The sequence below is a fragment of the Bradyrhizobium sp. UFLA01-814 genome (assembly GCF_046718885.1).
Classification (GTDB): Bacteria; Pseudomonadota; Alphaproteobacteria; order Rhizobiales; family Xanthobacteraceae; genus Bradyrhizobium; species Bradyrhizobium elkanii.
The window spans coordinates 17,463-29,178 of the sequence record NZ_JAQOSR010000118.1; the positions used below are offsets into that span (position 1 = coordinate 17,463).

An 11,716-nucleotide genomic window follows, 5' to 3' on the forward strand; every position below is an offset into this window, starting at 1 on the left:
GGTCTTGGCGCCGGAATGGGAGCGTGGAAAATGATCTACGACAGCTTGCCTGCGCTGTCGCGTCCTTTTGGCGCGTCGGCGACCGCGGCGCGGCATCGCGCCGCGCCCCTCACCGCGCGTTCGCCGGGGCGTGGGTCGGCCAAAGGTCGGCGCGCCAGTGCAGCGCGATCGCCAGCATGGCGATGAATCCGGCGGCGGCGAGCAGCGTGCCGGTTGCGGTGTAGCCGATCAGGTCGATCAGGCTGCCGGCGGCGAGCAGCCCGAGCGGCAGGCCGTAGATCACCATCATGCGCACGCCCATGACGCGACCGCGCAGATGCGCGCTGGCATTGCGCATCAGCATCACGGCGGCCGAGATCATCGACATGCTCTGCGCGATGCCGGCGAGCAGCAGGCAGGCCATCGCGACCGGCATGGTCCGGAGCTCGACGAACACCAGGAGCATGGCGTACCAGGCGAGCGTCGCGCCGATCAGAAGCCGCGCGATGCGTACCCCGCCGGCCATGCTAAGCGTGATCGAGCCGATCAGCGAGCCCACCGCAAAGCTTGCCGAGAGATAGCCGAGCCCGGTCTGGTCGGTATGGAAGATGTCGCGCGCGACATAGGGCAAGAGCCCGTTGGTGAGCGGAAACGCGGTGAGGTTGGCGAGGAACGCGACGCAGAGCGCGGCGCGCATGCCCGGGCCGCTCCAGGCATAGACAATGCCCTCCTTGAGGTCGCGCAGCAGCTTTGAACCCGGCGCGTCGGCCGCGAGATCGGTCGCGCCATGCGACTTCGGGCGGCTCATGCAGAGCATCAGGATGGCGGCGACGAAATAGAAGCCGGCGATCCCGACATAGACATAGCCGATGCCGAGCGCCGCGAACAATCCGGCCCCGGTCAGGGCTCCTGCGATACGCGCCGAGTCCTGCGTGGTGCGCGCCAGGCTGATAGCGCCGACCAGCTGCTCCGGCGGCATGATGTCGGCGAGCAGCGCGCCGCGCACGCCGAGATCCGACGGGCGGATCACGCCCATGATCGCGACGATGATCATGACGTTCAGCGGGGCGAGATGCCCGGTCAGCGCCAGCGTCATGATGGTGCCGGCGAGCGCCGTATAGGCAAAGCGCATCACGGCGAGGAGATCGCGGTGCCCCATGCGGTCGCCGATCATACCGACGACCGGCGCGACCAGCGTGCCGACATATTGCAGCGACGCCAGCACGGTCAGCAGCAGCACCGAGCCGGTCTCGACCATGATGTACCAGCCGAGCACCAGCGTCTCGACCTCGAACGCCCAGGAGGTGAGCAGATCGGACGGCCATTGAAAGCGATAGCTGCGGATGCGAAATGGCGCGAGCGCGGAGGTCCGCGTGGTCCCGCTCAAGACGCGATGACGCGTGTCACGGCGTGTCCTGCCCTTTTTCCTTGTTCTTCTGGGTCTTGGTTCTTGGTCGTGCTTGCGGCGCTTTGAATCTGTCTTGAGTCGCTTGGGAAAATGCCCTGTTCCGGCAGCGTAGCGCCGAGGCGATGGGTGTCAATCGAAGCCGCCGCATGCGGCCATGCACGATGGTATCCGCAGCGACGGGATGGCGTATCCTCGCGAGTCGCAGGCCCTACATCGGCGGCACGGCGCGCCGCAGCATGAAATGGGTGGGTATGAAAGCGAGCAGCGGCAGGCCGATCATCAGGCCGGCCAGCCATACCAGCGGCGGCACGAAGCCTTGCGCCGCCCTGTCGCTGGTGCCGAAGACGTAGTTGATGTTGACCGGAGTCATGCCCGGGTCCGGCCGCGGTCCCGGCATCACAAAGTAGCAGATCAGCAGCAGCGCCCATGCCAGCACGCTCCAGGCGATCAGCGCGCGCTGGTCATAACCGAGCCGCCAGACCAGGAACAGCAGCAGGAACGGCAGCCAGCCGTGGAAGCCCGACAGGAACCGCAGGAACAGCGAGAGATTCTGGTCGAACATGTAGTCGGTCATTCCGGTGAGCGAGTAGCCGGCGACATGGGCGAGAAAATCGATCACCCAAAATGTTTGCGGCACAAGGAGTCCGACGGCGCACATCGAAATCAACAGCGCGTTCTCGGTCCAGACCCCGATCAAGGTGAGGATCAGGCAGACGTCGCAGAAATACAGGAAGTTGGTCGGCCCGTAGCAGTAGGTGTACACCGGCACCAGGACCGCCATGAAGGCGCTGAAGCCGATCTTGACGGAGAGCGGAATGCGGGCGGACGGCTGCTCGACGGCGATCACGGACATTGCGGCGGGACTTTCCATTGCACGATCCGCCAGCCCTAGCGACTGATCGGTAAACAGACCCGTATTCCGCAACCTTGAATTGATCGGCGTTCGGAATTCGGTTAACGCCAACTCAGCGGCGCCGGTACAGTTTTAGCTGCCCGCGCGCGAGATGATCGTGCTAGCATGCCTGTTCCGAAGCCGCGGAGGACGACATGAACGCCTTCGAAGTTTTCGCGATCTACCTGACGCCCTTTGTGATCATCGCGATCGCGATCCGGCTGCTGATGAAGCGCCATGCCGTCGACCTGCCGGACGTGCAGAAACAAGCGGGCTCCGCGCCGAAGCGACGATTTCTGCTCGGCGCCTGGCGGTCGGATTAGATCAGGTCGCAGACAAGCTCGGATGCGCCGCCGCCCGGCGAAATTCTCAATCATTGATTTGCCCGACGGCGCAAGGCCTCGCGACAAAAGCATTTCGCCTTATCCGAAGAGAAACTCGGTGTGCGTTCGGGCGATTCATGCCGCGAGAATGCGGACGTGTGACTCGCAAGGGGCGCCAAACACTCGGTGTCGTCCCTGCGAAAGCAGGGACCCATAACCACCGATGTTGATGGTTGCGCGATGTTGGAACGACGAGTCTCTTCAACAACATCCGCCGCGGCGTATGGGTCCCTGCTTTCGTAGCGACGACACCGGTGGAGACTCGCGTGCTCCTCATTCTCCCTGGTGTCATCATGAATCGAGGACCATCCTCATCGTCGTCCCGGCGAAAGCCAGGACCCATTGCCCAAATCTCCATTGCTGCGCGGCGCTGGGGCCACGATCCGGTTCATCACGGAAGGCGGTGGTTATGGGTCCTGGCTTTCGCCAGGACGACACTGGTGATTGTGGAGCATCCCAGCCCCAAACTCATGCGAACACGACATTTTGTCATGAGAGCCACAGTTGCATTTTTTGCATTGCATCATATGATGACAATAATTCAATCAAATCCCCGGCATTGAAGGGAATCCTGCCATGGCAACCAGCACCGATCCCGTCGTCATCCTCTCCGCCGCCCGCACCCCGCTCGGCCGCTTCATGGGCGAGCTCGCGCCGCTGCCGGCGCACAAGCTCGGCTCGCATGTGATCGGGGCGGCGCTGGAGCGCGCAAGACTCGCGCCCGAACGCATCGACGAGGTGTTCATGGGCAACGTGCTGCCCGCCGGCCAGGGCCAGGCCCCTGCCCGCCAGGCCGCGCGCGGCGCCAGACTGCCGGATGCCACCGGCGCCACCACCGTCAACAAGGTCTGCGGCTCCGGCATGAAGGCGACCATGCTCGCCCACGACATCATCAAGGCCGGCTCGGCCGAGATCGTGCTGTCCGGCGGCATGGAGAGCATGAGCAATGCGCCGTATCTGTTGCAGAAGGCGCGCGGCGGCTATCGCGCCGGCCACGATCGCATCATCGACCACATGATGATGGACGGGCTCGAGGACGCCTACGAGACCGGCCGATCGATGGGCGATTTCGGCGAGGCGACCGCGGAGGCCTATCAGTTCACCCGCGCCGACCAGGACGCGTTCGCGATGGAGACGCTGAGCCGTGCCCGCAAGGCGGTCGAGGGCGGCGCCTTCAAGGCCGAGATCGCGCCGATCACGCTCGCCGAGAAGGCCGGCCCGCGGATCGTCGCCAATGATGAGCACCCGCTGAAGGTCGATCCGGCGAAAATCCCCGGCCTGAAGCCGGCATTCCGCGCCGGCGGCACCATCACGCCGGCCGCCTCCTCCGCCAATGCCGACGGCGCCGCGGCGCTGATCCTCAGCCGGCGCTCGCTCGCCGATCGCGATGGACTGCCGGTTCTGGCCGAGATCAAGGGTCACGCCACCCACAGCCAGGAGCCGCAGTGGTTCACGACAGCGCCGATCCCGGCGATCAGAAAACTGCTCGACAAGGTCGGCTGGAGCGTCGGCGATGTCGACCTGTTCGAGATCAACGAGGCGTTTGCGGTGGTCGCGATGGCGGCGCAGCGCGACCTCGGCATTCCCAGAGACAGGCTGAACATCAACGGCGGCGCCTGCGCGCTCGGCCATCCGATCGGCGCCACCGGCGCGCGGCTGATCGTGACGCTGCTGCACGCGCTGGAGGCGCAGAACCTGAAGCGCGGCGTTGCCGCGCTGTGCATCGGCGGCGGCGAAGCCACCGCGATCGCCGTTGAGCGGGTCGCGCACTGATCCACTGCCTGCCCTCATGGTGAGGAGTGCGAAGCACGTCTCGAACCATGAGGCCCGGTTCCCGGCCTGCATCCTTCGAGACGCCCGCTCTGCGGGCTCCTCAGGATGAGGTTATACAGAGTCCGAAAACGAGGGAACTATGGCATTTTAGCCATGGCTCCCCCGTGCCATATTGCGCATCACGCAAAACTTTCACCGCAATCGATCTGGAACACAATGATCTCGAACTGGCTTGCTTCCACCCTCGCCCGCCGCAACATCCATTACGGCTGGGTGATGGTCGCCGTCACCTTCCTGGCCGCGCTGATCTCGGCCGGCACCGTCGGCGCGCCCGGCGTGTTCATCGTGCCGCTGCAGAAGGAATTCGGCTGGTCGACCGCCGAGATTTCCTCGGCGCTGTCGATCCGCTTCATCCTGTTCGGGCTGATGGCGCCGTTCGCCGCCGCACTGATGAACCGCTACGGCCTGCGCAACGTGACGCTGGCGGCGCAGCTGATCGTGGTCGCCGGACTATTGGCCTCGCTCGCCATGACCCAGGTCTGGCAGCTCATCCTGCTGTGGGGTGTCGTGATCGGCATCGGCACCGGGATGACCGCGCTGGTGCTCGGCGCGACCATCGCGGCGCGCTGGTTCGTGGCGCGGCGCGGCCTCGTGGTCGGGATCCTCACCGCGAGCGTCGCGACGGGACAGCTCGCCTTCCTGCCGCTGCTTGCGACACTGACCGAGCGCTACGGCTGGCGTGTCGCGCTTGGGCTGGTCTGCGGCATGCTCGGCGTCGCCGCCTTTGCCGTGCTGATGGTGATGCGCGACCGGCCGAGCGACGTCGGGCTGCGTCCGTTCGGCGAGACGGGCACCGCGCCGCTTGCCGCGCCGCCGCCGGCCAATGCGCCGATCGTGGCCGCCGCGCTCGGCACGCTGCGCGATTCCGCGAAATCCTCGGTGTTCTGGATCCTGTTCGCGACCTTCTTCGTCTGCGGCGCCTCGACCAACGGCCTGGTCCAGGTTCACCTGATCCCGATGTGCCTCGACTACGGCATCCCGCAGGTGCAGGCGGCAAGCCTGCTCGCCGCGATGGGGATCTTCGATTTCTTCGGCACCATCGTCTCGGGCTGGCTGTCGGACCGCTACGACAACCGCTATCTGCTGTTCTGGTATTACGGCCTGCGCGGTCTGTCGCTGCTGTTCCTGCCGTTCTCCGACTTCACGTTCTACGGGCTGTCGCTGTTCGCGATGTTCTATGGTCTCGACTGGATCGCGACGGTGCCGCCGACGGTGCGCCTCACCGCGCAGCGCTTCGGCGCCGAGCGCGCCAATCTGGTGTTCGGATGGATCTTCGCCGGCCACCAGCTCGGCGCAGGCGCCGCCGCATTCGGCGCCGGACTGTCGCGCACGATCTATCAGAGCTACCTGCCGGCGTTCTTCATTGCCGGCGCGCTGTGCATCTTTGCCGCACTGATCGCGCTCGCGATCGCGCGGCCGCAGCCGAAATCGGTGGCGGAGCCGAAGCCGGTCGCGGCCTGAGGCTGCTACCTGCGCGACCTGCGCCGGTCAGTACGACAGGATGGTGCGCATCCCGAACACCACGCTGTCCTTGATCCGATGCGTTTGCGTCGGATCGTTGGGATCGACGGCGCCGCCGCCGGGATGGGCGATGTATTGAAACATCGGCTGCATGGTGAAATTCGGGTTCACCACGTGCTGGTAGGTGATCTCGAGGATCGCCTCGTAGTCGCGGATCGGATACGGCGTGCCCGTGAAGATCTGGGTGTCGCGGTCGAGCGCGCGCGCGGCGTCCGAAATCCTGGCATAGATCGCGGCGATGCCGAACCGATCGTCCGGATACGTCTCGCTGAAGCCGGTGAACAGGAAGCCGCCGTCGACATAGGTGCTGATCAGGTTGCGATCCGACGGGCTGACCGAGGCGCGCATGAAGAACGCGACGCCCTTGTCCGCGTCCGGCCTGGCGCGCGCAAGCAGCTGCTCATAGACCATGAAGATGCCGTTGTCCCGCCGCAGCCATCGCGTGTCGCCGGAGCTGTCGGGATCGGCGAGCGACAGCCCGTCAGCCGAGAAGCGCTGGTCGGCGAACGAGCCCATGTGATACCAGGTGCCGCCGGTGATGGTCGCCGGCAGCCTGCTCTCGCCGATCTCGAACTTGTATTTCAGCTGGCCGATCCACCACGGCGGATCGTTGACGCGGAAATTCAACCCGTGGGCGTTCAAGATCTGCGGATCGTCCGTCCCCTGCGGCGGCGAAGCCGAACCGTCGAACAGTGCGAGATAGGCGGTGATGCGGTCGGACAGATTGGCCTTGAACCGGATGCCGGGCACGGCAAGTGGCGGCGACGGTCCGCCGGCCGGCAGAATGGTGCCGACAATGCCGGGCCAGCCCAGCGCCGAATTGATGAAGATGTCGTCGTACTGGCTGTCGATGAACTCGACGTCCGAGCCCTGCTGGCCGACGCGCACCGAAAGTTTGCCGCCGAGCAGCTTCTGCTCGATCCAGAATTCATAGAGCCGCGTCGCCGGCAGCGACTCGACGCCGGACACCAGGAACAGGTTGCCGACATAGCTCCGCGACAGCCCGTCGCCGTGGATCTGGTACATGTTGGCGTGGAAGGTCGCGCCGTTCCAGCCCATCGCCTTCTCGAGGTCGATGGTGGTGCCGAGATCGAGACGGCCGGTATAGGCCGCGCCGTTGCTGACGCCGCCGGAGACGTTGGAAAACCCCTCACCGATATAGGTCAGGCTGAACTGGTAGCCGGCCTCCTCGAGCGCAGCGCGGGTATCCGCGATCCGATCGGCCACGGCCTTGTCTTCCGCATGCGCCGGCGCGCCGAGCGCGAGGGCCGCGGCCACCAACATCGCGCGGGAAAGAACTCTGCACATCGGGAATGCCGCGGTGCGCTCGCGCTATTTGACGATGCCGAGCCGCCGCATCAGCAGATAGGCCAGCAGCGCCGACCCGGCCAGCAGGCCTGCGGCCACCAGAAATCCGCTGTCGACATCGGTCAGCGGCAATCCCTTGGTGTTCATGCCGAAGATGCCGGTGACGAGCGTCGGCGGCAGCAGCATCATGGTGACGACGGACAACGCGTGGAGATCCTTGTTGCTCTCCTCCTCGAGCTTGAAGCGCAGCTCCTCCTCCAGCAGGCGGCTGCGCTCGTGCAGTTCGACGATGTCGTGGTCGAGACCGTCGAGCCGCTGCGCGAGCTTGCCGGCCTGCAGCCGCAGCGCCGGGCTGAGATCGTCGGTGTTCTTCTGCTCGAGCCGGTGGAACAGCACACGCAGGCCCGCGAGCTGGCGATGCAGGCGCACGCAGGTGCGGCGCATCCGGCTCAGATTCTTGCGCAGCTCCGATCCGGTATCCTCGGCCAGCACCCGCTCCTCGATCGCATCGATATCGGTGCCGATCTTGTCGGCCATGCGGTCCATGGTGTCGGCGATCTCGTCGACGATCTTCTCCAGCAGTGCCGCGACGCTGCCGACGCGATGGCCGCCCTCGAGCACGCGGCGCGTCGCATCGGCGGAGCACAGCGCCTGATGGCGACCGCTGACCAGCAGGCGCTCGGTCATCGCAAAGCGCAAAAAGCCGGTCTCCCGGGTCGCGGCCTCAACATCCCGCACCAGGTCGGAAAACACGCCGTACACGCAATTGTCGACGACGTGGATCTGCTGGAAATTGTCGTTCGACAGCAAGAGGTCCCGCGCCAGCTGCGGGATGTGCATGTTGGCGAGCCATGCCCGGGTACGGACGTCGGTCAGGTTGAAGTGCAGCCACAGCCGTCCGTCATGGCTCGGCTCGATCGGCGCATCGATCGGAAGCGCCTCGGCGCGGCCGTCGTGATGCAGGCGGAACGCCCAGACCAGACCGGGGACCGCCTCGCGGGTCAGCAGCGACCCGACCGGAGCGGGAGGTGGATCAGCCAGCATGGCCGGCCCCCAAAGCAACCGCGCGAAATGACATGCCCAAACCCTCGCCCACGCGCAAAACCGAGCAAGCGCGTCCTTCGTCACAACATTGGAGGACGCGGCCGTTACAGTTTTATGTCAGCGCCAGCCCTACTCGGCGGCCAGGCCGGTCGGCGCGGCCGCTTCTGCCGCTTCCTTGTTGTAGTCGTGGACCACGCGACCGAACGGCAGCGTCAGGTCGGCGAGGAAGTGATGCGCGCCGACGACACGCTTGACCGGGAAATCGGCGACCGGTGCGTTGACGTGGGGCACAAGATGCAGCCGGCCCGGTCCGATCCAGGAGTCCTTGACGACGATGTCGGTCAGATTGATCGCGACCAGCTGGCAGACCTCGAGATGGCCGTCGACGCCGGGGATCATCTTCAGATTAACTTGCGTCTTCGACAGCGTAGCGCGGGTGACGTCGCCATTGCCCGCCATGCTCTCGTGCTTGTAGCCCATCGTGCCCATCGCGACGAGCTGGCCGGCATATTCCAGCGTACCGGTCAGCGTGTCCTTGACGATCTCGAGCTTGGGATGGGCGTACTTTTTCGGAAAGCCCCAGATCTCGCGGCCGGCCGCGATCGGCGGATCATCGTCGAGATACATCTGGCAGACGAAGTTGACCTCTTCGCCATGCAGGCGCGCGGGGATCACGAGGCCCGACTCGGTGTAGCTGCCGAAGCCGGAGCTGTCGGGCATCTTGATCCATTCGTAATGCACGATCGCCTGCTCGATCGGCTCCAGCGGCTCGGGCAGACCGGCGCGGATCAACTCCGGATCGGTCTCATAGGTGATGACAAGGAATTCGCGATCGATGAAGCGATACGGACCGGCAGGATAGCTCGGGCCGGCGGCCGGCATCGACGGAAGCTTGAGCAGATCTTCCCTGCGCATCGCAATAACCCCCTGTTTGAAAAATTTGCCCGGAAGCTAACGGCCGAGATTGACAGCGATGTGAGGGATTTCCGTCAGGTGCGTGACCTGCGGTTGCGCTTGCGTGACCCGCGTCGCGCTGCCGAGGCCAATGCTAACCATGCAGGCAGGCATGCCGGATGCACCGAGCGTGGGCGCCGCAATTGTCATCACCGCGTCATCGGCGCGCTGAATTCTCGCCGCGAATTTTTGGAGTGTCTGATATGGACGCGCGAACCCCGCATTTCGACGACATCGATCACGCGACGCCGGGCTGGCGTCCCGAGGGCTGCGATCGCGTGGCCCTGGTCCTGCAGGGCGGCGGCGCACTCGGCGCCTATCAGGCCGGCGTCTATCAGGCGCTTCATGAATCCAACATCGAGCCCGACTGGGTCTGCGGCGTCTCGATCGGCGCAATCAACTCGGCGATCATCGCCGGCAATCCGCCCGAAAAGCGGCTGGAGCGGCTGCACACATTCTGGGATCGCATCACCAGCCGCAAGATCTGGCACTACACGCCGGACGGCGACGTCTTCCGCAAGGCGCGCAATCTCACCAGCTCATGGCTGACGACGACGCTGGGCCAGCCCGGCTTCTTCACCCCGCATCAGACCAATCCGTGGTTCAGCCTGGCCGGCGCGCGCACCGCCACCAGCTACTACGACACCACGCCGCTGCGCGAGTCCCTGCTCGAGCTGGTCGATTTCGACCGCATCAATTCCAAGAAGATACGCTTCGCGGTCGGCGCGGTGAACGTGCTTTCCGGCAACTTCATCTATTTCGACAATGCCCATGACGAGATCATTCCCGAGCACATCATGGCGAGCGGCGCGCTGCCGCCTGCGCTGCCGATGGTGAAGGTCGGCACCGATCATTTCTGGGACGGCGGCATCGTCTCCAACACGCCGCTGCAGCATCTGCTCGACCAGGAAGACAACATGAACTCGCTGGTGTTCCAGGTCGACCTGTTCTCGGCGCGCGGCGCGCTGCCCCGCGACATCCAGGACGTGATGGCCCGGCACAAGGACATCATGTATTCGTCGCGTACCCGCTACAACACCGACGTCTATCGCAAGACCTACAATCTGCGCACCGCCCTGCACAGCGCGCTGGGAAAAATCCCCGACGATCAGCTCTCGGACGAGGAGCGCCAGCTCAAGAAGGCAAACGCCCGGCTGCCCGGCATCACGCTATTGCAGCTGATCTATCAGCAGAAGGCCTATGAGGGCGACGCCAAGGACCACGAATTCTCCGGCACCTCGATGCGCGAGCATTGGGTGAGCGGGCACGAGGACACCAAGCGCTCGCTGAAGCGGCGCGAATGGATCAAGATGCCCGAGAACGGCATGGGCATCGTGATCCACGACGTGCATCGGGAAGCCGAGTAGAGGCGCGGTCGCTCCTTCACCGTCATTGCGAGCGAAGCGAAGCAATCCATGTCACCGCTTGCGGAGGTGTGGATTGCTTCGTCGCTACGCTCCTCGCAATGACGGCTGGAGAGCCCTTACGGCCGCGTCGACATGTTGCTCGGCGGCCCGGCCTTGCGGATCGGTTCGGCGAGGCGTGCGAACTCGCAGAGCAGCGAGCGCGTCTTGCGCGGGTCGATCACCTCCTCGACCCAGAACTTCTCGGCCGAGCGGAACGGCGAGCGCAGCTTGTTGAGGCGATCCTCGATCTCGCGCAGCTTGGCGGCGGGATCGGCGGCCGCATCGATCTCGGCGCGATAGGCCGCCTCGATGCCGCCCTCGAGCGGCAGCGAGCCCCAATAGGCCGACGGCCACGCATAGCGCATCGAGAAGCGGTTGGCCGGCTGATGCACCACGCCGGCGACGCCGAAGGCGTTGCGGATGATGATGGTGCACCACGGCACCGTGCTCTGGTTGACCGCCGCCATCGCCCGCACGCCGTGGCGGATGGTCGCCGTCTTCTCCGCCTCGAGCCCGATCATGAAGCCGGGGCAGTCCATCAGATAGACCACCGGCAGATGGAAGGTCTCGGCGAAGTCGACCCAGCGCACCACCTTCTGGCAGGCGTCCGCGGTCCACGACCCGCCATAGTGGAAGGGATCGCTGGCGAGCAGCAGCACCGCCCTGCCCTCGATCCGCGCCAATCCGGTGATGATCGGGCGGCCGAAATTGGTGCCGACCTCGAAGAACGAGCCCTTGTCGACGACGGCATCGATGATCGGCCGCATCTTGTAGACCTGCCGGCGGTTGCGCGGCACGGCGGTGAGCAGCGACTCCTCGGCGCGCTCCGGATCGTCGGTGCAGGGAACGGTCGGCGGCAGGTCGTAGACCGACGACGGCAGATAGGACAGGAAGCGCCGCGCGTAATCGAACGCCTCCTCTTCGGTCTCGACGGCCTGATCGATCGCGCCGGCGCGAGTCTGGATGTCGGCGCCGCCGAGCTCCTGCT

General features: G+C 65.3%; 10 protein-coding genes. 4 read left to right on the plus strand and 6 right to left on the minus strand.

Annotated elements, in window-relative coordinates:
* Nucleotides 1-109: 109 nt before the first annotated feature.
* Together PMN64_RS29505 and PMN64_RS29510 are read right to left on the minus strand one after the other, a co-directional pair.
* Complete coding sequence (locus tag PMN64_RS29505; protein WP_411783193.1) at nucleotides 110-1,366, minus strand: MFS transporter; 1,257 nt, start codon at nucleotides 1,364-1,366, stop codon at nucleotides 110-112.
* A 229-nt stretch (nucleotides 1,367-1,595) separates the two neighbouring features.
* A complete protein-coding gene (locus PMN64_RS29510) occupies nucleotides 1,596-2,240 on the minus strand; it encodes a hypothetical protein (RefSeq protein WP_411783194.1) in 645 nt (214 codons plus the stop codon).
* A gap of 194 nt (nucleotides 2,241-2,434) precedes the next feature.
* Between PMN64_RS29510 and PMN64_RS29515 the strand changes: the two genes are divergently transcribed.
* The 3 genes from PMN64_RS29515 (at nucleotide 2,435) to PMN64_RS29525 (ending at nucleotide 5,956) form a co-directional block, all read left to right on the plus strand.
* Nucleotides 2,435-2,602 carry a hypothetical protein gene (locus PMN64_RS29515; protein ID WP_162832415.1) on the plus strand — a complete coding sequence of 56 codons (168 nt, stop codon included), beginning with the start codon at nucleotides 2,435-2,437 and terminating at the stop codon, nucleotides 2,600-2,602.
* Between the two features lie 636 nt (nucleotides 2,603-3,238).
* Entirely contained in the window at nucleotides 3,239-4,435 is a 1,197-nt protein-coding gene (locus PMN64_RS29520) for an acetyl-CoA C-acyltransferase (protein WP_028335011.1), read from the plus strand.
* A gap of 216 nt (nucleotides 4,436-4,651) precedes the next feature.
* On the plus strand, nucleotides 4,652-5,956 hold the full coding sequence (locus PMN64_RS29525; protein ID WP_411783195.1) for an MFS transporter: 1,305 nt from the start codon (nucleotides 4,652-4,654) through the stop codon (nucleotides 5,954-5,956).
* A gap of 27 nt (nucleotides 5,957-5,983) precedes the next feature.
* Here the strand turns inward: PMN64_RS29525 and PMN64_RS29530 are convergent, their stop codons facing one another.
* From PMN64_RS29530 to PMN64_RS29540, 3 genes are all read right to left on the minus strand, one after another.
* Nucleotides 5,984-7,300 carry a carbohydrate porin gene (locus PMN64_RS29530; protein WP_411783200.1) on the minus strand — a complete coding sequence of 439 codons (1,317 nt, stop codon included), beginning with the start codon at nucleotides 7,298-7,300 and terminating at the stop codon, nucleotides 5,984-5,986.
* A 48-nt stretch (nucleotides 7,301-7,348) separates the two neighbouring features.
* On the minus strand, nucleotides 7,349-8,368 hold the full coding sequence (locus PMN64_RS29535; RefSeq protein ID WP_411783196.1) for a transporter: 1,020 nt from the start codon (nucleotides 8,366-8,368) through the stop codon (nucleotides 7,349-7,351).
* A 129-nt stretch (nucleotides 8,369-8,497) separates the two neighbouring features.
* A complete protein-coding gene (locus PMN64_RS29540; RefSeq protein ID WP_411783197.1) occupies nucleotides 8,498-9,283 on the minus strand; it encodes an acetoacetate decarboxylase in 786 nt (261 codons plus the stop codon).
* Nucleotides 9,284-9,525: 242 nt separating this feature from the next.
* On the opposite strand from PMN64_RS29540, the gene PMN64_RS29545 reads away from it, so the two are divergent.
* Nucleotides 9,526-10,689: a patatin-like phospholipase family protein gene (locus PMN64_RS29545; protein ID WP_411783198.1), complete on the plus strand. Its 1,164-nt coding sequence runs from the start codon at nucleotides 9,526-9,528 to the stop codon at nucleotides 10,687-10,689.
* Nucleotides 10,690-10,805: 116 nt separating this feature from the next.
* Here PMN64_RS29545 and PMN64_RS29550 read toward each other — a convergent pair.
* Nucleotides 10,806-11,716: carboxyl transferase domain-containing protein (locus tag PMN64_RS29550; protein WP_411783199.1), on the minus strand; the 911-nt coding region annotated here is incomplete at its 5' end.